The organism is Streptomyces sp. BBFR102, from assembly GCF_051397025.1.
Classification (GTDB): Bacteria; Actinomycetota; Actinomycetes; order Streptomycetales; family Streptomycetaceae; genus Streptomyces.
This window is the reverse complement of the sequence record NZ_CP195757.1, coordinates 5,011,456-5,032,815: the sequence shown is the minus strand read 5'-3', so window position 1 is coordinate 5,032,815 and position 21,360 is coordinate 5,011,456. Positions and strand designations below refer to the sequence as shown.

The window sequence follows — 21,360 nt, the reverse complement described above, 5'->3', positions numbered from 1 at the left end:
GCGTGTACACCGATACCCTTGACCGGTGACCGACGCCCAAGAGACCGCAGCCGACCCCTCGCCGCTCGACCCGTCCCAGCCGCCGAGCCCGTCCGACGCGGACAGGCCACCGGTCGCCCTCCCGGCTCCGGTCCCGCTGCTGGCGCCGCGCGAGGGGGTGCCCGAAGTGGTCGCCTCCGAGGAGGCGCTCGCGCAGACGGTGGCACGGTACGCGGCCGGCAGCGGTCCGCTGGCGGTCGACGCCGAGCGTGCCTCGGGCTACCGCTACGGGCAGCGTGCCTATCTCGTGCAGCTGCGCCGCGAGGGCGCGGGGACGGCGCTGATCGACCCGGTGGCCTGTCCCGACCTCTCCGGCCTCGGGCAGGTCGTCGAGGACACCGAGTGGCTGCTGCACGCCGCCACCCAGGACCTGCCGTGTCTGCGCGACATAGGCATGGTCCCGCGGCGCCTCTTCGACACCGAGCTGGCCGGGCGCCTCGCCGGGTTCGCCCGGGTGGGGCTCGGCGCGATGGTGGAGAACGTCCTCGGCTACTCGCTGGAGAAGGGCCACTCCGCGGTCGACTGGTCGACCCGCCCGCTGCCCGAGCCGTGGCTGCGGTACGCGGCACTCGACGTGGAGCTCCTGGCCGACCTGCGCGACGCGCTGGAGGAGGAGCTGGCCGGGCAGGGCAAGCTCGACTGGGCGCACCAGGAGTTCGACGCCATCGCCGCCGCTCCCCCCGCGCCGCCCCGCAAGGACCCGTGGCGGCGGACCTCCGGCATGCACAAGGTGCGCCGCCGCCGGCAGCTCGCGGTGGTGCGGGAGCTGTGGAACACCCGGGACAGGATCGCCCAGCGGCGCGACATCTCCCCGGGCAAGGTGCTGCCCGACGCGGCCATCGTGGAGGCCGCGCTCGCCCTGCCCGTGGACGTGCAGGCGCTCGGGCGGCTGCGCGGCTTCAGCGGGCGGGCCGGCCGGCGCCAGCTCGACCAGTGGCAGAGCGCCGTGGACCGGGCGCGGGCGCTGCCCGAGACGGAGCTGCCGCAGCCCGGCGCCGCCCCGTCGGGGCCGCCGCCGCCGCGCGCCTGGGCCGACCGGGACCCGGCGGCCGCCGCGCGGCTGTCGAAGGCCCGCGCGGACATCTCGGCGCGCGCCGAGGAGCTGCGGCTGCCGCAGGAGAACCTGATCACCCCCGACACGGTGCGGCGGCTGTGCTGGGAGCCTCCGGCGCACCACGGGCCGGAAGCGGTCTCGGCCGCGCTCGCCGGGTACGGGGCCCGGCCCTGGCAGATCGAGCAGGTGACCCCGCTGCTGGTCGAGGCGCTGGACGCGCCCGCCGCGTAGCCCGACGCGACGGCCTGACGGTCCTCTGACGCCCTGCGTCGGGGGACCGTTCGCGTGTGAGCTTCGCCGCTGTGGCCAGGGGGGCTGGGCAGCTTGGTTACCCGCAAGTAGCATGGCGGTATCGCCGCGCGTTCCGGCGCGCCGCGCAGCAGTGCCACCCCGCACCCTGGAGGAGAGCCATCGTGCCTCGTACCATCCGGGACGTCGTCTTCGTCGACGGCGTCCGCACCCCGTTCGGCAAGGCGGGCCCCAAGGGCATCTACCACGAGACCCGTGCCGACGATCTGATCGTGAAGGCGATCCGGGAGCTGCTGCGCCGCAACCCGGACCTGGACCCCAAGAAGATCGACGAGGTGGCCATCGCCGCCACCACGCAGATCGGCGACCAGGGCCTCACGCTGGGCCGCACGGCGGGCATCCTCGCCGGGCTGCCGCAGTCGGTGCCGGGCTACTCGATCGACCGGATGTGCGCCGGTGCCATGACGGCCGTCACCACGACGGCCGGTTCGATCGCCTTCGGCGCCTACGACGTGGTCGTGGCCGGCGGTGTCGAGCACATGGGCCGCCACCCGATGGGGGAGGGCGTCGACCCCAACCCGCGGTTCGTCTCCGAGAAGCTCGTCGACGAGTCGGCCCTGTTCATGGGCATGACCGCGGAGAACCTCCACGACCGCTACCCCACCATCACCAAGCAGCGCGCCGACGCGTACGCGGTCCGCTCGCAGGAGAAGGCCGCGAAGGCGTACGCCAACGGCAAGATCCAGCAGGACCTGGTGCCGGTGTCGGTCCGCCGTACCAACGCCGAGGCCGGCGAGACCGGCTGGGGCCTGGCCACCGCCGACGAGCCGATGCGCCCGGGCACCACCCTGGAGTCGCTGGCCGCGCTGAAGACCCCCTTCCGTACCCACGGCCGGGTCACCGCGGGCAACGCCGCCGGTCTCAACGACGGTGCCACCGCCTCGCTGCTCGCCGCCGAGGACGTGGCGAACGAGCTGGGCCTGCCGGTCAAGATGCGTCTCGTCTCGTACTCCTTCGCGGGTGTCGAGCCGGAGGTCATGGGTTACGGCCCGATCCCGGCCACCGACAAGGCGCTGAAGCAGGCCGGTCTGACCATCGACGACATCGGTCTCTTCGAGATCAACGAGGCGTTCGCCGTGCAGGTGCTCGCCTTCCTGGAGCACTACGGCATCGCCGACGACGACGCCCGCGTCAACCAGTACGGCGGCGCCATCGCGTACGGCCACCCGCTGGCCTCCTCGGGCGTCCGCCTGATGACGCAGCTGGCCCGGCAGTTCGAGGAGCAGCCGGAGGTCCGCTACGGCCTGACCACGATGTGCGTCGGCTTCGGCATGGGCGCCACGGTCATCTGGGAGAACCCGCACTTCACCGGAGGCAACAAGTGAGCACCTCTACCGCCGAACTCCTGAAGGGCGCGGCCGAGCTGTTCCCGGACGAGGTCGTCACCCAGGCGCACGTACGCCACCTGGACCTGCCGGCGGGCGCCGGGCGCTTCGCGCTCATCACGCTCGACAACGGCCTGGACCACACCAAGCCGACCACCTTCGGCCCGCAGTCGCTCGCCAACCTCGACAAGGCGATCGACCAGGTCGAGAAGGAGGCCGCCGAGGGCTCCGTCGTGGGCGTCGGTGTCACCGGCAAGCCGTTCATCTTCGCCGTCGGCGCCGACCTCAAGGGCGTCGAGCTGCTGAAGGAGCACGCGCACGGCGTGGCCATCGCCAAGGGCGGCCACGACGTCTTCAAGCGGCTCGCGGCGCTGGCCGTGCCGACCTTCGCCTACTACAACGGCGCGGCGATGGGCGGTGGCGTCGAGGTCGGTCTGCACTGCTCGTACCGCACCGTCTCCAAGGCGGTCCCGGCGTTCTCGCTGCCCGAGGTCTTCCTCGGCCTGGTGCCCGGCTGGGGCGGCTGCACGCTGCTGCCGAACCTGATCGGCGCCGACCGCGCCGTCTCGGTCATCATCGAGAACTCGCTCAACCAGAACCGCCAGCTCAAGGCCAAGCAGGTCTTCGAACTGGGCATCGCCGACGCCCTGTTCGAGGGTGCCGACTTCCTGGAGCAGTCGCTGGCCTGGACGGCCTCCGTCCTCAACGGCGACACCGAGGTCTCCCGTCCCGAGGTCGACCGGGGTGCCGCCTGGGACGAGGCCGTCGCCCGCGGGCGCGCGATCGCCGACTCCAAGGTGCACGGCGCGGCCCCGGCCGCCTACCGCGCGCTGGACATCATCGCCGCCGCCAAGGACGGTGACCTCCAGGCCGGTTACGACGCCGAGGACGAGGCGCTCGCCGACCTGATCATGAGCGGTGAGCTGCGTTCGGGCCTGTACGCCTTCAACCTGGTGAACAAGCGCGCCAAGCGTCCCGCCGGCGCCCCCGACAAGAGTCTGGCCCGCCCGGTCTCCAAGGTCGGTGTGGTCGGCGCGGGCCTGATGGCCTCGCAGCTGGCGCTGCTCTTCCTGCGCCGCCTGGAGGTGCCGGTGGTCCTCACCGACATCGACCAGGCGCGGATCGACAAGGGTGTGGGCTACGTCCACGCCGAGATCGACAAGCTGCTCGGCAAGGGCCGCATCAGCCAGGACAAGGCCAACCGCCTCAAGGGCCTGGTCTCCGGTGTGCTCGACAAGGCCGAGGGCTTCGCGGACGCGGACTTCGTCATCGAGGCCGTCTTCGAGGAGATGGGCGTCAAGCAGCAGGTGTTCGCCGAGGTCGAGGCGGTCGCCCCGGCCCACGCGATCCTCGCGACCAACACCTCCTCGCTCTCGGTGAGCGAGATGGCCTCGAAGCTGAAGCACCCCGAGCGGGTCGTCGGCTTCCACTTCTTCAACCCGGTCGCCGTGCTGCCGCTGCTGGAGATCGTCCGCGGCGAACAGACCGACGACGCCTCGCTCGCCACCGCCTTCGGTGTGGCGAAGAAGCTGAAGAAGACCGCGGTCCTGGTCAAGGACGCCCCGGCGTTCGTGGTCAACCGCATCCTCACCCGCTTCATGGGCGAGATCCAGAACATCATCGACGAGGGCACCCCGGTGGCCACCGCCGAGAAGGCCGTCGAGCCGCTCGGCCTGCCGATGTCGCCGCTGGTCCTCCTGGAGCTGGTCGGCCCGGCGATCGGCCTGCACGTCTCCGAGACGCTGCACGGCGCCTTCCCGGAGCGCTTCACCGTCTCGCCGAACCTCAAGGCGGTAGTCGAGGCCGGCAAGCGCGGCTTCTACGTCTACGACTCGGGCAAGCCCGAGCTGGACCCGGAGGTCGCCGCGCTGCTGAAGCAGGGCGACACCGTCCTCACCGAGGAGCAGGTCCTGGAGCGGGTCACCGGCGCGATCGCCGAGGAGATCGGCCTCATGCTGGACGAGGGCGTCGTCGCCGAGGCGCAGGACATCGACCTGTGCCTGATCACCGGCGCCGGCTGGCCCTTCCACCTGGGCGGCATCACGCCGTACCTGGACCGGGCCGGCGTCGCCGAGCGCGTCAACGGCAAGCCGTTCCTGGCACCGGGCGTGGCGAGCGTGCCCGCGTAAGGCACGGGAACCGACGCGCGCCCCGGTGACGGGGTGAGCGGAAGGGGCCGTGACCGGGGAGGATTCCCCGGTCACGGCCCCTTCGGTGTGTGCGGCGCGCTCAGAGCCGCTTGGCGCTGCGCAGGGTCTTGGCGTAGTAGCCGTTGCCGTCGAGGCGGGAGGTGCCGCCCTTGTCGCCGATGGTGGGGCCGTTGACCTCCTCGCGGCTGGAGATGAAGATGCGGTGGCCCTCGGAGTCGTTGCCCAGGTACATGCCGACGTGGTCGAGGCGCTCCTTGGTGCGGGCGTCCAGCTTGAAGAAGACGAGGTCGCCGGGTTGGAGCACGTCGATGTTCTGCGGCCGGGCCTCGGCGCCGACGCCGGTCAGCTTGATGACGTCGGCGCCGATGTCCGCGCGGGCCATGCCGTTGGCGGTGCGGGGCAGGCCGTCGCCGGAGCCGTCGGAGGACATCAGGGGGTAGCGGGCGCGGTAACCCCAGAGCAGGCGCATGTAGCCGGAGCAGTCCACGGCGCGGGCCCGCTTGGCCTCGGGCTGGATGGTGGAGTTGTCGCGGAAGGTGTAGGGGATGCCGAGGTAGTCGTAGAAGTCCGACAGTTCCTCGCGCAGGTCGTTGCCCTCGCTGCCGTCGGGGTTGAGGGGGCCGAAGGCGGCGTCGCCCATGTAGGCGATGCCTTCGTCGTCCTTCTTGACCGGTGCGCCCTGGACGTACTGGAAGGCCATCGCGAAGACGTCGTCCTCCTCGCTGCCGAAGTACTGCTTGAACCAGTCCTTGAACCACTTCTCCTTCTCGGCGCCCTGCCGCCACGGTTCGGGCATGAGCCGCACCCAGTCCTCGGTGACCACGCGCGACGTGGTGTTGGCCGGCTCGGTGAAGGTACGGCTGGGGCCCTTGAGGGTGGCGGTGCGCGCGGCGTCGGTGAAGGTGGCGACGACCTCGCCGCCCTCACCGCGCAGCACCGAGCGGGCTGGGTTCTTCAGCCGCTCCCAGCTCTGCCGGCCGGTCTCCTTGCCGGTGCTGGACTGGAGCAGCGGGGTGTCGGTGACGGCCTGCACCGCGGGTGCCTTCGCCTGTTCCTCGGCGCGGAGTTCGTAGGTGAGGTAGGCGCTGCCCGCGATCAGGGAGAGGACGGTCGCGGTGTGCAGGACGGGGCGTTTCTTCTTCTTGGGCACGGTTGGGCTCCTGGGGCGCGGGCGGTCAGGCGGCGGGCATGACGCCGAGGAGAATCCCGGCGGTGAGGACGACGTAGGCCATCAGCGTCACCGAGCCGGTCGCCATGAGGGTGGCGCCCTTGGGCTGGCGCACCAGCTGGTACGCGATGAGGCCGGGGACGATGAACCCGAGGGTCTGGTTGGCGTACATGAGCGGGAACTCGATGGAGAGCACGATCATGACGGTGGCCTGGAGGAAGACACCGGTGAGCACGACGGCGGCGAACAGGCGCTTGCCGTAGAGGATGACGAAGCGCTGCACGAGCAGGGTGCAGGCGTAGGTCAGGGCGGTGACGCCGACGACCATGGCGGCCCGCTGGAGGTCCTCCACCAGGGTCAGGGCCAGCCAGCCGGGGGTGATCATGCCGCCCGGGGAGAGGTTGGTGGTGAGGTAGCAGACCAGGGAGAACAGCAGCCCGATCGCGATGCCGACGGCGGCGATCTCGGGGGTGAGGACGGCGGGGATCAACGGTTCTCTCCTGGGCGGTACCCCGAGGTGTTGTCGTCTCGGGGGGCTGGCGGGGGTGTCTGGGCGGGGCGGTCCTGCCCGCGGTGGCCGGGGGCCGCGGCGCGGCGGCCCTGGCCGAACGGCGTGCTGGGCGGCGGGCCTTGCGGGGAGCCGCCCGGCTCGGGCGGGCGCACCGGCTCGAAGAGTCCCCGGGGGCGGGCGGGCTGCTGGGCCTGGCGCGGTCCGGGGTGCCGGTCCTGGCCGGGCGCCTGCTGGTGGTGCTGGTCCGCGGGCGGGTTGCCGGGGCCGCCTGGGCCGGACTGCCCGCCGGGACCTTCGTGGCCGGGCCACTGCGGGGATGCGCCGAGGCCGGGGGGCGGGGGCTGCTGGGGGCCGTACCGGGCCTCGTAGGACTCCGGGTAGCTCTGGTACGGGTCGATGCGCGGGACGTACAGCTCGCCGGTGCGGCTCGCCGGGGGTTCCTGGTCCTGCTCGGGGGCGTCGGCGGTGTCCCGGCTCGGCGCGCCGGGGCCGGCCTGGTCCTCGTCGGGGTCGGAGTCGTCCGGCGGGAGTTCGGCGAGGTGCTCCAGGAGGTGCTCGCCTTGGCCGTGGATGTTGCCGATGGCGACCAGCGAGGAGTCGGGCCCCAGCCGGCCGAGGAGTTCGGCCATGAACTCCTCGGGGTCGCGGCGGTCGCCGCCGAGGTCGACGGCGCGGGAGCGCCAGGCGGCGGGGATCGCGTCGATGGCGCTCTTGGCCGGGTGGCCGATGACGAAGACCTGCTCGGGTTCGAGTTCGGGGATGATCTCGCCCATCTGGCCGTTGCGCTCGACCCGGTCGGGGCGGCAGTTGATGACCACGCTGAGCGGGCGGTGGACGGCGCCGAGGTCGAGGAGCTGGTTGATGTTCATCAGCGTCGACTCGGGGTCGTTGGCGGCGAAGACGTTGGCGAACCGGAGCTTCTTGCCGTCGTGGGTCGTGTAGCGCTCCACCGAGAGGACGCCGGGGTCCGGCGGGGCCTCGTACATGCCCTGGAGGGCGGTCTCGCGTTCCACGCCGAGGAGTTCGGCGACGGTGAGCGCGATGGCCACGTTCTCCTTGAAGGTGAACCAGCTGAAGCCGCGCAGTTCCTCGTCGGTGACGGTCTCGGGATCGGCGTAGACCAGCTTGCAGTCCCGGGCGTCCGCCTCCTCCTGGAGGATGTGGAAGCGGTCCTGTTCGGCGGTGACGCAGATGCCGCCCTCGGGCATGGAGCGGGAGAGCGAGCGGGCGACGTCGTCGAGAGTCGGGCCCATCTCGGCGAGGTGGTCCTCGCGGACGTTGCACAGGACGCCGATGGTGGAGCGGATCAGCTTGGACTGGTTGATCTCCTGGAGCGCCGGCATGACGGCCATGCACTCGATGACCAGGGCGTCCGGGTGGTAGGTGGCGGCGCGGCGGACGATGCCGATCTGCTCGACGACGTTGGCGATGCCGAATTTGCGGTAGACCGGCTCCTCGGTGGCGTCGGGGTGGATGAAGCGGGCGGCTGTGCCGGTGGTCTTGGCGACGGTGGTGAGGCCGCCGCCGCGCAGCGCTCCGGCGCAGAGCCGGGTGATGGAGCTCTTGCCGCGGATGCCGTTGACCAGCACCCGCGACGGGATGTGTTCGAGGTTGGTGAAGTGGCGGCGCTGCTCGATGACGCCTGCGGTCAGCAGCACGCCCCCGCACACCACGAGCACGCAGTAGAGGAAGAGCACGGTCGGTTCAGTTCCTTCCGGCGAGGGTCTTCTCGCCGTCACGCTTGCGGGGCTGGGCCTGGAGGGACTGCCTCAGCAGTTCCAGGCTGCGGGTGACGGCGCCGACCTCGTCGTGGTGGCGCGGGTAGAGCACGGTCCTGCGGTCGCCGTCGGCGAGGGCCTCCGCCTGTCCGGTGAGGTGGCGCAGCGGGCGGACGACGACGATGTACAGCCAGCCCAGGCACGCCGCCGCGCCGGTCACACCGAGCAGGCCGGCGAGCACCGTGCGGTTCTGCATGGAGTACTCGGGGATGGCGAGCCCGGCGGCCGGCCGCCAGCTGACGACGGACCAGCCGAGTTCGCCCGCCGCGCCGCCGCCGGTGAAGGGCGCGGAGGCGGCGATCTGGATGTCGCCGCCGTCGCGGTAGAGGATGCCGCTGGGACGCGGGCTCATGCCGACCTTCTGGCCGCTGCCGCGCACCAGGGTCTTGAGCCGGTCGGCAGGGAGGTCCTGGAACGCCCGGTAGCCGGTGTTGCCGCCGATGACACGGCCCTCGTCGTCCACGAGCCGGACGTCCCCGAGACCGGGCCGTTTGAGCAGCGAGTTGAGGAAGTCGATGCGGAACTCGCCGACCACGGCCGTACCGTCGCGCCCGGGGATCTCGGCGGTGCCGACGACGACGGGGGTGGTGTCCTCGGTGGACCGCAGCCGGACGGGTTCCCCGGAGGGGCCCGCACCGGCGGTGCGGGGCTTCTCCCCGGTCCGGGCGACGACGCGGCCGTCGGTGCCGAGGACGTAGAGCGAGGAGTAGCGATTGTGCTCGGCCGTGGTGCGCTGGAGGACCTTGGTCATCTCCTCGGGCCGGGTGCGGTCGCCGATCAGGGAGGCGACGGAGACGAGGTCGGCGTGGCCCTCGTTGAGCGCGCGGCGGACCCGGTCGGAGAGGGTGTCGGTGCGCTCGCGCTGGTCGTTGACGATCTGCTGGGGGACGACGACCGATTCCCCGGCCCGGTTCAGGAGCAGCACCAGCGGCGCCGACCAGGCGAGGAGCAGTACGGCGCAGAGGGCGATCAGGGTGCGGCTGCCGATGCGGGTGCGCCGGGAGCGCCTGGCCCCGGCCTGCTCGTCCGCGGGTTCGCCGAGGAGCTGGCGGCGCAGCCGTTCCAGGGCGGTGCCGATGCGGGCCGCCTCACCGTAGCGGGGGACGGTGACGGGGCGGGCGAGGTCGCCGCGGCTGAGCCGGCGGCCCTCCAGGAAGAGGCGGAGCAGCGGACGCTGCACGGTGCCCAGGAGGAGGGCGACGGCGACGCCCCCGACGACCAGGAGGGCGGCGGCCGCCGCCAGGCCGAAGGCGGGGGTTCCGACGATGCTGGGGGTCTCGGCGACCTTGACCAGGGAGACGACGGTCAGTCCCAGTGAGGTGGCGGGGGTGGAGCCGCCCGCCTGCGGGGCGGCGAGGGTGGCGTAGCCGCCGACCGAGCGGTCGCCGCGGTAGCTGTCCCCGACGAGGCTGCCGCTGACTCCGAGGAAGCCGCCGGAGCCGGGCTCCTTGGAGGTGACGGGGTGCTGGCGGGACTTCTCGAGGGCCTGGGCGGCGAACTCCCCCAGCTGCTTCTGCGTCTGCTCGGCCTCCTCCCGCTGGGCGTCCGTGAGGAGCTGCTCCGGTTCGGCGACGCCGTCCTGGCTGAGGATCTCGCCCGACTGGTCGATGACCGCGATGGCGCGGAAGTCGCCGAGGCTGACGCCGGGGAACTTCAGGGCGCTGGAGGCGACGAGGAGTTGCTGCGGGCGTCCGTCCCAGTCCAGGACGGCGAAGGTCAGCAGCCGGGTCTCGCCGCTCTTGAGGCGGACCATGCGCGGGGCGAGCCCGTCCTCCTCGGAGAGCTTGGCCCGGTCGATCACGGTCAGCGGCAGACTCTCGCCGCGGGCGGCGAGCAGCGTGCCGGACTTGATCTCGATGACCGCCGTGCCGAGCCACTTCTGGTAGACGTTGCCCAGCTTGTCCAGGGCGGCGTCGGCGGGAACGGGGTCGGCGGCGTTGAGGAGTCCGGCGGCACGGGTGAGGTCGGTGACCGATTCGTCGAGGGAGGCGCGCATCGCGATGGCGCCGTCCTCCGAGACGTGCTGCTGGGAGGTGAGCACCGCCTTCGGCTGCCCCTCGTCCTGCATCCTTCCGAGGAAGAACGCCGAGAGGGCCGCGAGGGCGAGCAGGAGGACCGACAGCACGGCGATCGGCGGCCGGATGCCGCCCAGCAGGGACATGTCGGCCCGTCGGCGGACTCTGTGCCGCCGCTTCGCGGTCGAAGCGGCCACGAGGGCTCCTCTCCAAGAAGAACTCAGGAGCGCACGGATGTGCGATCCGAAGGTCCATGACCCGCGGGTGCGGAAAAGGGTTGTATGCAGTGAAGGAAATGTGACCTACGTCGATCCACGCAGGTCAGAGCGGGCGCCGAACGCCCGCGAAGATCACTGGCAGGAGTCGCCGGGTGACGGTTGGCCACCGTCGCGCACGGCCCGGAACACACCACGCGAGCGGCTCGTACGGACGTACGGACCGCTCGCGTGGTGCGTTCCGGCCGGCGCGGGCGGGGCTCGGCAGCCCGCCCGCGGGCTCACCCCTCGGGTGCCGGCTCCAGCGGCTCCACGCCGTCCTTGGCGGCGCCGCGGTTCAGGACGGTGCCCTGGGTGCGTTCGTAGGCGAGGCGGTAGCGGGCGCGCTGCTCCTCGGTGAGGTCGTCGCCGTCGCGCAGGGCGGCGGCGACATCGACCAGCCGGTGCGCGGCGACCGCGCCCTTGGCCGGCTTGTCGCCCTCCTCCACGTAGGGCGGGATGTCCACGAGGGTGGGGACGTACTTCGCGGCCACGTCCCAGCCGTCGCCGCTCTCGCGGAACTCGAACCAGCCGATGATGCCCTCCTCGGTCAGTCCGGTGGGGACGTCGTGCCGGGCGAGCTGGTTGCCGAGGCCGTACGCGATCCAGGTGCCGTCGACCTTCTCCATCGGCTGCACCACGTGGGCGTGGTGGCCGATCACCAGGTCGACGCCGGTCTCCCCGGCGATCCGACGGGCGAGGCTCAGCTGCGACTTGCTCGGATTGGGGTGGTGCTCACGGCCCCAGTGGATGCTGAGGACGACCGCTTCCGCCCCCGCGTCGCGCGCCTCGCGTTCGGCGTCACGGATGGCCTTGAAGGAGGTCTTGTTGACGATCCAGGGGGTGTCGGCGGGGACCTCGCGCCCGTTGAAGCCGAAGGCGAAGGAGAGCTGGGCCACCTTGACACCCTGCACCTCGGTGATCAGCGGCTTGCCCGCCTCCTTCGCCGTGCGCGCGGAGCCGGTGTGCCGCACGCCCGCGGCGTCCAGGGCGTCCAGGGTCCGCCGCACCCCGGCCGGCCCGTGGTCGAGGGTGTGGTTGGAGGCGGTCGAGCAGGTGTCGTAGCCCGTCTCCTTCACCGCGGTGGTGATCTGCGGGGGCACCAGGAAGTCGGGATAGGAGGCGAACGGCCCCTCCGGTTCGCCGACGACCGGCTCGAAGTGGCAGATGGCGAGGTCGGCCTTGCTGACGACCGGGCGGATGCCCGCCATGACCGGCCCGAAGTCGATGCCCGCCTCACCCCTGCCGGTCGTGGCGGCGTCCAGCCTGGCCTGGTCGGTCAGCTGGGGGTGGATCAGGATGTCGCCCGCCGCCGCCACCGTGAAGGAACGTCCGCCGCCACGCGCGTCGGCCTGCTCCTCGGAGCCCGGTCCACAGCCGGCGACGGTGGACACCATCGCCAGAAAGGCGGACCCGGCGATCAATATGCGACAAGGGCGTTTCAGCACCCGGATATCTTCATACAGCTATGAGTGGTGAACGTACCTGGAAGATAACGATTGCGCGCATGTTGATCATCGGCACCCTGGTGACCTGTGTGGGCGCTCTCGTGTCCGTCGCCGCCGGGACCCCCTCCGGGCCGCTGGATTCCGGGGTGCGGCGGGGCGCGGCCGGTTCCGTGGCGACGGTCGACCTGGACGCGCGTGTGAAGGAGTTCACGTCGCGGCTGAGCGAACGCGGCGGGTACCGTCCGCCCTCCGCCGAGGACCGGGCGAGCTTCGCCGACGGCCTGGACGCCCTGCTCGACGGTGACCTCACGCGCGCCACGGCGCTGCTGGACGCCACCGGGTACCGGGTGCGCGAACTGCGCGACGCCCCGAGCGGCCGGCGCTTCACCGAACTCGCCGACGCCTCCCCCTCCCGCGAACGGGCCCGGGGCTGGGGCCGGTACTACCTGCCGGCCGACACCCCGCTCCGCTGGTCCGTCCAGGTCCCCCACCCCGTCGCCGACCGGCACACCGAACGGCTCGGGGTCGTCGGCGTACGCGGCTCACAAGGCGGAGCGCTGCTGCTGGCCGGGGCGCACCGGCGCTCCGGCGAGGGGAACACGGCCGATGTCGCCCACCGGACGGACACGCTCTTCCACGCCGCCGCCGAGCGCCTGGTGGCCCGCGAGGTGCCCGCCGTCCAGTTGCACGGCTTCGCCCCCGGCTCGGCGCCGGGCCGCGACGCGGTCGTCTCCACCGGGCGGGGCGACCACGGCCGCGCCGAGGCCCGGGCGCTCGCCACCGCCCTCGAACGCCGCGGCCTGTCGGTCTGCCGGGCCTGGACACACCGGTGCCCGCTGGCCGGGCGTACCAATGTGCAGGGCCGGGCGGCCGACGACGCGGGCCTCCCCTTCCTCCATCTGGAACTCGCGCCGGGGCCACGCGAGCCCGGAAGCGAGGCCGCGCGGCGCACGGCGCGGGTCCTCGCGGAGGTGACGGACCGGTGGGCCCGGGGCTGACCCGGACGGCCCGTGCGCGTCGGACACGGCTGGGCACCGCCGCCCGCGCCCGGCAGGATGACCCCATGGAGACCGACCCCGCCGAAGCAGCCGGCCCCCGCCCCCTCCTCGTCGTGGACGGCGCCAACGTCGTCGGGTCCGTGCCCGACGGGTGGTGGCGGGACCGGCGGGGTGCGGCCGAGCGGCTGCGGGACCGGCTGGTGCGGGTGGCCGAGGAGGGCGTGCCCGGGGTCGCGGGGCCGGTCGAGGTGGTGCTGGTGGTGGAGGGGGCCGCGCGCGGGGTGGAGCCTGTGCCGGGGGTGCGGGTGGAGTCGGCGCCGGGCGGCGGGGACGACCACATCGTGGCGGTGGCCGCCTCGGCCGCCCCCCGCCAGGAGTGCGTGGTGGTGACCGCCGACCGCGAACTGCGCGAGCGGGTCGCGGCGCACGGGGCGCGGTCGGTGGGGCCGAGGGCGGTACGCGGGGCGGGATGAGCGGGGCCGGCTCCTTGGTGGGGGAGGTGCGCGGGGAGCCCCCGCGCCCGTCTCCGCCGTACCCGGGAGGTCTGCCCCCGCCCCCGGGGTCGCGGCACGGGATATACGCCGTCAGCGGTCCCGCAGGACGTACAGCCGGGCACCGTCGACGGTGCCCGCCGGGCGGTAGCGCTCGCTGAGCAGGGTGCGCAGGGTGGGCAGGTGGCGCGGGGACCAGTCGCCGCCGCGCGAGTCGTCGACGAGCAGGTGCGGCGGGTCGGCGGCGGTCTCGGCGCGGAAGACGTGCCAGGCACCCGGGACCGCGTACGGCTCGCCGGTGCGGGCGCCGGAGCGGCCCCCGCTGTGGTTGGTCAGCAGACCGGCCGTCAGGTAGCGGCTGGCGGGCGGGCGGGCGGCGAGCCAGTACGTCTCGGGGTGCATGCTCCACACCAGGACGCGTTCGCCCGGTGCGGTGAGGGCGCGTACGGCGTGGGCCAGCCGCACGGCGTGGTCGGTGTCGGGACGGGGTGCCAGCAGGCCCCAGAGGACGAAGAGGGCCGCGAGTCCCGCGGTGGCCCGCAGCGCGCCTGCCCGCGCGGCGGCGGGGCGCCGGTGCAGGGCGCGGGCGGCCAACAGGGCGAGCGGCGGCACCAGTTGCAGGTAGTAGTGGCCGAAGAAGTGCAGCCCGGTCACGACGGCGAGGGCGGAGCAGCCGAGCCAGAGCCGCAGTTCGGCGGGGGCGCGCCCGGCGCGGGCCAGCGGCAGCAGCAGCGCGGCGGAGGCGGCGGCCAGCAGCGCGGCGTTGACCAGCGCGCGGGCCAGCACGTGCGGCACCGAGCCGGAGAAGGAGGCGTACGCGCCGGAGCCGGTCACCGTCCAGAAGAGGAAGCCGGCCGGGTCGGTGGAGAGGGCCGTGGCGAGCACCGGCAGGGCGGCGCCGAGGGCGAGGCGGAGCAGGTCGCGCCCGCCGCCCGCGCGCCACCAGAGCAGCAGGACGGGCAGCAGGACGACGGCGCCGGTCTGCTTGACGAGGAAGGCGGCTGCGACGGCGGCCCCCGCCAGGCCCCAGTGGCGGCGGTCGGCGCACCAGAGGGCGGCGGCGGTGGCGGGCAGCAGGAAGACGGCGAAGGCGGCGGCCTGGGTGTCCTCGGGGTTGAGGCCGACGGAGAGCAGCAGGTGCAGCAGCCCGGCGGTGCGCCCGGCCGCGCTCCCCCAGCGGCGGCGGGCCAGGGAGGCGACCAGCAGGGCGGTGACGAGCTGGGCGAGGACGGCGGCGACGCGGACCGGGGCGAGGGAGGTGTCGCCCCAAAGGGTGAACGCCCCTTCGTAGAGCCAGGGCATGAGCGGGGGTTTGCGGTCGACGACGTCCAGGTAGAGCGTGCCGCCGTCGGCGAGGAGCCGGGCCTGTGTCGCGAGGAACCCCTCGTCCGGGTTCCACAGCGGCAGCCGGAAGGAGGGCAGCCGGGTGGCGCAGGCGACGAGGGCGAGGCCGGGGAGGAGGTGCAGCCAGGGGGCGAGGGTGCGGGCGCGGGACGCGGGCCTGCCCGGTACGGGCCGTCGGGGGCCGGGTGCGGTGCGCGGCGGGGGCAGCAGGGCCGGGCCGGCGGCGGGCGGGCCGAGGCGGGAAGGGCGTTCGGGGATGAGCGTGGGGGCGGCCGGGGCGTCGGCCGCCGGGGGGTGCTGATCGCGCATGCCTGCCTTCGGGCCCGGGTGTCGCGGGGAGCGTCCGCCCCCCCGTGGCGGCACCCTAGTGGCCCTGTATGTCGGGATGAGGCGGGACATACGGGGCCGGGAGGAAGGGGAAGGCGGTCAGCGCTCCTTGGCCTGGGTACCGCGGCCGAGGCGGCTGTGGGTGCGGCCGTAGAGGAAGTAGACGACGACGCCGACGAGCATCCAGACGGCGAAGCGCAGCCAGGTCTCGGCGGGCAGGTTGAGCATCAGCCAGAACGAGGCCGCCACGGAGAGGACCGGCACCAGCGGGACCAGCGGCGTGCGGAAGGCGCGCGGCAGGTCGGGGCGGCTGCGGCGGAGCAGGATCACCCCGAGGGCGACCACGACGAAGGCGAAGAGCGTGCCGATGTTGACCAGTTCGGCGAGTTCGTCGATGGAGGTGAACCCGGCGAGCAGCGCGACGACGCCGCCCAGGAGCAGCGTGGAGCGGTAGGGGGTGCCGAAGCGCGGGTGGACGCGGGAGAAGGCGCGCGGCAGCAGGCCGTCGCGGCTCATCGCGAAGAAGACCCGCGTCTGGCCGAGCAGCAGGATCATCGAGACCGAGGTGAGGCCGATGGCGGCGCCGAAGCTGATCAGGCCGGCCCAGAACGGGTGGCCGACCGCCTTGAACGCGTCCGCGAGCGGGGCGTCCGTGGACAGCTCGGTGTACTTCTGCATGCCGGTGACGACGATGGAGACGGCGACGTACAGCAGGGTGCAGATGAAGAGCGAGCCGAGGATGCCGCGCGGCACGTCCCGCTGCGGGTTGCGGGTCTCCTCGGCGGCGGTCGCGACGATGTCGAAGCCGATGAAGGCGAAGAAGACCACCGCCGCCGCCGTGAAGATGCCCATCACACCGAAGTCGGCCGGGGTGAAACCGGTCATGAGCTGGATGAGGGGGGCGTGGACGCCGCCGCCGCCCTCGGCCTCCCTGCTGGGCGGCACGAAGGGGTCGTAGTTGCTGCCGGTGATGAAGAAGGCGCCGACGATGACGACGATCAGCACGACGGTCACCTTCACGGCGACGACGATCCCGGTGACGCGGGAGGAGAGCTTCATCCCGGCCACCAGGATCAGGGTGAGCGCCGCCACCAGCAGGGAGGCGAGCAGGTCGAAGCCGAACTCCCCGTTGTGGGTGCCGGAGAGCCACTGCGGCAGGTGGAGCCCCGCGGTGTCCAGCAGGGAGCGCATGTAGCCCGACCAGCCGACGGCGACCACCGCGCAGCCGAGCGCCAGCTCCAGGATGAGGTCCCAGCCGATGATCCACGCCGGGAACTCCCCCAGCGAGGCGTACGAGAAGGTGTAGGCCGAGCCGGCCACCGGCACCGTGGAGGCGAACTCGGCGTAGCAGAGGGCCGCGAGGGCGCAGACCAGGCCGGCCACGACGAAGGCGATGGCGACGCTGGGCCCCGCGGTCTCCTTGGCGATCTTCCCGGTGAGGACGAAGATGCCGGTTCCGATGATGACGCCGACGCCGAAGACGGTGAGGTCGAGGGCGGACAGCGACTTCTTGAGGGCCGTCTCCGGCTCCTCCGTGTCCCGGATCGACTGCTCGACGCTCTTCGTCCTGAAGAGGCTGGTCACGGGTGTACCTCCCACGCTGGTCGTCCCCGCCATGATCGGAGGGGAGCGCACGGCGCATGCCCCGACGCGGCCCGCTTCACGCGAATGGGCCGGGGTGCCGTGCTCGTACCGTCCGTCGAGCTTGGCGACCAGGCCGGTGACCTGCCGGGCGATGTCCGGGGCGGTCAGGCCGATCTCGGCGAGCACCTCCTTGCGGGTGGCGTGGTCGAGGAAGCGCGGCGGGATGCCGAAGTCGCGCAGCGGTACGTCCACACCGGCGTCGCGCAGCGCCTGGGCGACGGCCGAGCCGACGCCGCCGACGCGGCTGTTGTCCTCGACGGTGACGACGACGCGGTGCTGCTCGGCCAGGGGCGCGAGCGCCTCGTCGACCGGCTTGACCCAGCGCGGGTCGACCACGGTGGTGGAGATGCCCTGCTTGTCGAGGAGAGCGGCGATCTCCAGGCACATCGGGGCGAGCGCGCCGACCGAGACGAGCAGCACGTCCGGGCGGGGGGTGCCCGGCTCGCGCAGCACGTCCATGCCACCGACGGTGCCGAGGGCCGGCACGGCGGGGCCGACGGCGCCCTTGGAGTAGCGGACGACGGTCGGGGCATCCTCGACGGCGACGGCCTCGCGCAGTTGGGCGCGGAGCTGGTCGGCGTCGCGCGGCGCGGCGATCCTGAGGCCCGGGACGACCTGGAGGATGGACATGTCCCACATGCCGTTGTGCGAGGCGCCGTCGGTACCGGTGACCCCGGCCCGGTCCAGGACGAAGGTGACACCGCAGCGGTGCAGGGCCACGTCCATCAGGAGCTGGTCGAAGGCGCGGTTGAGGAAGGTGGCGTAGACGGCGAAGACGGGGTGGACGCCGCCGCTGGCCAGGCCCGCCGCGGAGACCGCGCCGTGCTGCTCGGCGATGCCGACGTCGTAGACCCGCTCGGGGAAGGCGTCGGCGAACCTCTGGAGGCCGACGGGCTGGAGCATGGCGGCGGTGATCGCCACGATGTCCTCGCGCTCCTTGCCGAGCCGCACCATCTCCTCGCCGAAGACCGAGGTCCAGTCGGCGCCGGAGGCGGAGACGGGCAGGCCGGTGTCGGGGTGGATGACGCCCACCGCGTGGAAGCGGTCGGCCTCGTCCTGGACGGCCGGCTGGTAGCCGCGGCCCTTCTCGGTGAGGCAGTGCACGATGACCGGGCCGCCGAACCGCTTGGCGCGGGCCAGCGCCGACTCCAGGGCCTCGATGTCGTGGCCGTCGATCGGGCCGACGTACTTCAGGCCGAGGTCCTCGAACATGCCCTGCGGGGCGATGAAGTCCTTGAGGCCCTTCTTGGCGCCGTGCAGCGTCTCGTAGAGCGGGCGGCCGACGACCGGGGTGCGCTCCAGGAAGTCCTTGCCGCGGGCGAGGAAGCGCTCGTAGCCGTCGGTGGTGCGCAGGGTCGCCAGGTGGTTGGCGAGGCCGCCGATGGTGGGCGCGTAGGAGCGCTCGTTGTCGTTGACGACGATGACCAGCGGACGGTCCTTGGCGGCGGCGATGTTGTTGAGCGCCTCCCAGGCCATGCCGCCGGTGAGGGCGCCGTCGCCGATGACGGCGACGACGTGGTCGTCCTTGCCACGCACCTGGTTGGCCTTGGCGAAGCCGTCGGCCCAGCCGAGCACCGTGGAGGCGTGGCTGTTCTCGATGACGTCGTGCTCGGACTCGGCGCGCGAGGGGTAGCCGGAGAGGCCGCCCTTGGTGCGCAGGCCGGAGAAGTCCTGGCGGCCGGTGAGCAGCTTGTGGACGTACGACTGGTGACCGGTGTCGAAGAGGACCTTGTCCTTCGGCGAGTCGAACACCCGGTGCAGGGCGATCGTCAGCTCCACGACGCCGAGGTTCGGGCCGAGGTGGCCGCCGGTCTTGGAGACGGCGTCGACGAGGAAGGTCCGGATCTCTGCGGCCAGCTCGTCAAGCTGCTCCGGGCTGAGACGGTCCAGATCGCGCGGTCCCGTGATGCGGGTCAGCAGCGGCACCCGTGCCTCCTTGCAGTAGAGCGTTTTCGAGCCTTGCCGGGTCTGTCGAGTCTAGTGTTCCGCTTCCCTGGCCCCGCACCGGGCGCCCGGGAGCCGCGTCACACGGACTCGCGGCGATGCTAGTCCTGTCCGGGGCCGGACGGGTATGCCCGGGGGGCCGGACGGGTGTGCGGAGCTCCGTGGGCGCCCCTCGGCCGACCGGGGGCGCACCACGGCGCCCGGCCTCTGCGGGAGAGAGGCCGGGCGCATGGCCGGTACGGTGCGGCGCGGCCGGGACGGGGCCTCTGGGGGTGGCCCCGGTCCGACCCGCGCCGGTGGTGGAGCCGGTCAGGCGCGGCCGGCGGTCTTCTGGGTGCGGCGGGAGACCGAGTCGATGACGACGGCGGCCAGCAGGACCACACCGGTGATCATGGACTGGACGGCGTCGCTGGAGCTGCCGGACATGTAGAGGCCGGTCATGATCGACTGGATGACGAGGATGCCGATCAGCGCCGACCACGGCGTGCCACGGCCGCCGAAGAGGCTGGTGCCGCCGATCACGGCCGCCGCGATGGCCAGCATCAGGGTGTCGCCGCCGCCGAGGTTGGAGTCGGCGACCCCGGCCTGGGAGGCGATGAAGAGGCCGCCGAGGCCGCCGAGGAACCCGGAGACGGTGAAGACCGAGATCCGGACCCGGACGACGTTGACGCCGGCCCGGCGGGCCGCCTCGACGCCGCCGCCGACCGCGAAGACCTGGCGGCCGTAGGTGGTGCGCTTCAGGACGAAGGAGGCCAGCACGACGACGCCGACGAAGACGGTCAGGCCGAGCGGCAGGCCGCTCTCCTGGTTGAGCATCCAGGCGGTGGCGAGGGCGAGGACCGCGACCACGCCGGAGCGCAGCAGCACCTCGCTGAGCGGCCGGTGCGGCAGGCCGACCGCGCGGCGCCGGCGGCGGTCCAGGAGCTGGCTGCCGAGGTGGGCGGCGACCGCGACCAGGGCCAGGCCGTAGGCGGCGGCGATGTCGCTGAAGTAGGTGTTGTTCAGCCCCTGGACGACGCCGCCGGAGATGTTGTTGATGCTGAGCGTGTTGCCCATGACGTAGAGCTGGAGGCCGCTCCAGCCGAGGAATCCGGCGAGGGTGACCACGAAGGCCGGTACGCCGATCCGGGCGAAGAAGAAGCCGTGCAGAGCGCCGATCGCGCCGGCCGCCAGCAGGCCCAGGAGGACGGCGAGGCCCTCGTTCAGGTCCTGCTTGACCGCGAGGACGCTGGTCAGCGCGGCCGTCAGGCCCGCCACCGAGCCGACCGAGAGGTCGATCTCGCCGAGCAGCAGGACGAAGACGATGCCGGTGGCGATGAGGCCGGGGCCGACGATGTACTGCGCGATGTTGGTGAGGTTGGACGGGTCGAGGAACCGGCCGGTGGTGGTCTCGAAGATCGCCCAGATGACGACGAGGCCGACGAGGACCGGGATCGAACCCAGCTCGCCGCCCTTGACGCGCCGCTTGACGTCGGTGAGGTATCCGGCGAAGCCCTGTTCGCGGACGAGCAGGCGCGGGTCGGCGGGGGTCAGTGCAGCGGCGGCGGGCTCGCCCGCGCCGAGGGGCCCGGCGGGGGCGGGCACGGTGGTCTTCGGTGCTCCCCCGGCCCCGGCGGGCGCCGGGGCGGCCTCGGTGCTCTCCTCGGGGCTCTTGCCCGGCTGGGTGTCGCTCACTGTGCTGCCTCCGTGGTGCGGGCCTTGCGCCGGGTCACGGCGTTCTCGGTGGCGCCGGTGATCGCGGAGATGATCTCCTCGTGGCTGGTGTCGGCCACGTCGAAGACGCCGTTGTTGCGGCCGAGCCGCAGGACGGCCACCTGGTCGGCGACGGCGAGGACGTCGGCCATGTTGTGGCTGATGAGGATGACGGCGAGGCCGCGCTCGCGCAGCCGCTCCACCAGGTCGAGGACCTGCGCGGTCTGCTCCACGCCGAGTGCCGCCGTGGGCTCGTCGAGGATGACCAGCTTCGGATCGCCGACCAGGGCGCGGGCGATGGCCACCACCTGGCGCTGGCCGCCGGAGAGCGAGGCGATCGGGATGCGGACGCTGGGGATGCGGATGGAGAGGGAGTCCAGGAGTTCCTGGGCGCGCCGCTCCATCGCGACCTCGTCCAGGACCTTGCCGCGGCTCTCCTCGCGGCCGAGGAAGAGGTTGGCGACGACGTCGAGGTTGTCGCAGAGCGCGAGGTCCTGGTAGACGGTGGCGATGCCGAGGAGCTGGGCGTCCTGGGGGCGGGCCACGGTGGCGGGGCTGCCCTCCCATTCGAGGACGCCGTCGTCGATGGGGTGCACCCCGGCGATCGTCTTGACGAGGGTGGACTTGCCGGCGCCGTTGTCGCCGACGAGGGCGAGGACGGAACCCGCGCGGACTTCAAGGTCGACCTCGGTGAGTGCCTGTACGGCACCGAAGCGCTTGGAGACTCCGCGCAGCGCCAGCACGGGCGCAGCGGACATGAGGACCATCTCCTTCGCCGCCCCGGACCCCTCGGCGCCGGGGCGCGGGCGGGGACGGGCGGGGGGTGGGGGCCGGGCTCGGCGCCCGGTGGGCAGGTCGGGTCGGGGGCC

At 73.0% G+C, this 21,360-nt stretch carries 14 protein-coding genes and 1 pseudogene; 5 read left to right on the top strand and 10 right to left on the bottom strand.

Annotated features, from left to right (window positions below; genetic code table 11):
• Positions 1–25: 25 nt before the first annotated feature.
• The 3 genes from ACSLIC_RS22275 to ACSLIC_RS22265 all read left to right on the top strand — a co-directional run bounded on the left by ACSLIC_RS22275 (position 26) and on the right by ACSLIC_RS22265 (position 4,856).
• Positions 26–1,324: an HRDC domain-containing protein gene (locus ACSLIC_RS22275; protein WP_436739475.1), complete on the top strand. Its 1,299-nt coding sequence runs from the start codon at positions 26–28 to the stop codon at positions 1,322–1,324.
• Positions 1,325–1,506: 182 nt separating this feature from the next.
• Entirely contained in the window at positions 1,507–2,727 is a 1,221-nt protein-coding gene (locus ACSLIC_RS22270) for a thiolase family protein (RefSeq protein WP_436739474.1), read from the top strand.
• Positions 2,724–4,856: a 3-hydroxyacyl-CoA dehydrogenase NAD-binding domain-containing protein gene (locus tag ACSLIC_RS22265; RefSeq protein ID WP_436739473.1), complete on the top strand. Its 2,133-nt coding sequence runs from the start codon at positions 2,724–2,726 to the stop codon at positions 4,854–4,856. The genes ACSLIC_RS22270 and ACSLIC_RS22265 overlap by 4 nt, the downstream gene beginning before the upstream one ends.
• Before the next feature lie 100 nt (positions 4,857–4,956).
• Here ACSLIC_RS22265 and ACSLIC_RS22260 read toward each other — a convergent pair whose 3' ends face one another.
• The 5 genes from ACSLIC_RS22260 to ACSLIC_RS22240 all read right to left on the bottom strand — a co-directional run bounded on the left by ACSLIC_RS22260 (position 4,957) and on the right by ACSLIC_RS22240 (position 12,000).
• The gene (locus ACSLIC_RS22260) at positions 4,957–6,027 is read right to left on the bottom strand and encodes a C40 family peptidase (protein ID WP_436739472.1); all 1,071 of its coding nucleotides are present in this window, start codon (positions 6,025–6,027) and stop codon (positions 4,957–4,959) included.
• Positions 6,028–6,052: 25 nt separating this feature from the next.
• Complete coding sequence (locus ACSLIC_RS22255) at positions 6,053–6,535, bottom strand: poly-gamma-glutamate biosynthesis protein PgsC/CapC (protein WP_436739471.1); 483 nt, start codon at positions 6,533–6,535, stop codon at positions 6,053–6,055.
• The gene (gene pgsB / locus ACSLIC_RS22250) at positions 6,532–8,253 is read right to left on the bottom strand and encodes a poly-gamma-glutamate synthase PgsB (protein WP_436739470.1); all 1,722 of its coding nucleotides are present in this window, start codon (positions 8,251–8,253) and stop codon (positions 6,532–6,534) included. Before pgsB ends, ACSLIC_RS22255 begins: the two co-directional genes overlap by 4 nt.
• A gap of 7 nt (positions 8,254–8,260) precedes the next feature.
• Positions 8,261–10,495, bottom strand: a complete 2,235-nt coding sequence (locus ACSLIC_RS22245) for a HAMP domain-containing protein (protein ID WP_436740446.1) — start codon at positions 10,493–10,495, stop codon at positions 8,261–8,263.
• Positions 10,496–10,845: 350 nt separating this feature from the next.
• Positions 10,846–12,000, bottom strand: coding sequence for a CapA family protein (locus ACSLIC_RS22240; RefSeq protein ID WP_436739469.1), 1,155 nt, complete (start codon positions 11,998–12,000; stop codon positions 10,846–10,848).
• Between the two features lie 110 nt (positions 12,001–12,110).
• On the opposite strand from ACSLIC_RS22240, the gene ACSLIC_RS22235 reads away from it, so the two are divergent.
• Both ACSLIC_RS22235 and ACSLIC_RS22230 read left to right on the top strand, forming a co-directional pair.
• Entirely contained in the window at positions 12,111–13,049 is a 939-nt protein-coding gene (locus ACSLIC_RS22235; RefSeq protein WP_436739468.1) for a hypothetical protein, read from the top strand.
• 65 nt (positions 13,050–13,114) lie between these two features.
• A complete protein-coding gene (locus tag ACSLIC_RS22230) occupies positions 13,115–13,522 on the top strand; it encodes an NTP pyrophosphohydrolase (RefSeq protein WP_436739467.1) in 408 nt (135 codons plus the stop codon).
• Between the two features lie 111 nt (positions 13,523–13,633).
• Here ACSLIC_RS22230 and ACSLIC_RS22225 read toward each other — a convergent pair whose 3' ends face one another.
• From ACSLIC_RS22225 to ACSLIC_RS22205, 5 genes and pseudogenes are all read right to left on the bottom strand, one after another.
• Complete coding sequence (locus ACSLIC_RS22225) at positions 13,634–15,193, bottom strand: glycosyltransferase family 39 protein (protein WP_436739466.1); 1,560 nt, start codon at positions 15,191–15,193, stop codon at positions 13,634–13,636.
• Between the two features lie 117 nt (positions 15,194–15,310).
• Positions 15,311–16,828 carry an amino acid permease gene (locus ACSLIC_RS22220; protein WP_436740445.1) on the bottom strand — a complete coding sequence of 506 codons (1,518 nt, stop codon included), beginning with the start codon at positions 16,826–16,828 and terminating at the stop codon, positions 15,311–15,313.
• Positions 16,829–16,888: 60 nt separating this feature from the next.
• Positions 16,889–18,781 (bottom strand): annotated as a pseudogene (dxs, locus tag ACSLIC_RS22215) (1-deoxy-D-xylulose-5-phosphate synthase); the annotation flags it as partial.
• Between the two features lie 327 nt (positions 18,782–19,108).
• Positions 19,109–20,473 (bottom strand): sugar ABC transporter permease, encoded by a 1,365-nt coding sequence (locus ACSLIC_RS22210; RefSeq protein WP_436739465.1) that lies wholly within the window; start codon positions 20,471–20,473, stop codon positions 19,109–19,111.
• Positions 20,470–21,249, bottom strand: a complete 780-nt coding sequence (locus ACSLIC_RS22205; protein ID WP_436739464.1) for an ATP-binding cassette domain-containing protein — start codon at positions 21,247–21,249, stop codon at positions 20,470–20,472. The genes ACSLIC_RS22210 and ACSLIC_RS22205 overlap by 4 nt, the downstream gene beginning before the upstream one ends.
• Positions 21,250–21,360 lie beyond the last annotated feature (111 nt).

Excerpts from the sequence above, each read along its gene's own strand:
- ACSLIC_RS22205 (WP_436739464.1), bottom strand. The coding sequence starts at position 21,249 with ATGTCCGCTGCGCCCGTGCTGGCGCTGCGCGGAGTCTCCAAGCGCTTC.
- ACSLIC_RS22230 (WP_436739467.1), top strand. The coding sequence starts at position 13,115 with ATGGAGACCGACCCCGCCGAAGCAGCCGGCCCCCGCCCCCTCCTCGTC.
- ACSLIC_RS22240 (WP_436739469.1), bottom strand. The coding sequence starts at position 12,000 with ATGGTGTCCACCGTCGCCGGCTGTGGACCGGGCTCCGAGGAGCAGGCC.
- ACSLIC_RS22235 (WP_436739468.1), top strand. The coding sequence starts at position 12,111 with ATGTTGATCATCGGCACCCTGGTGACCTGTGTGGGCGCTCTCGTGTCC.
- ACSLIC_RS22220 (WP_436740445.1), bottom strand. The coding sequence starts at position 16,828 with ATGGCGGGGACGACCAGCGTGGGAGGTACACCCGTGACCAGCCTCTTC.
- ACSLIC_RS22225 (WP_436739466.1), bottom strand. The coding sequence starts at position 15,193 with ATGCGCGATCAGCACCCCCCGGCGGCCGACGCCCCGGCCGCCCCCACG.
- ACSLIC_RS22245 (WP_436740446.1), bottom strand. The coding sequence starts at position 10,495 with ATGTCCCTGCTGGGCGGCATCCGGCCGCCGATCGCCGTGCTGTCGGTC.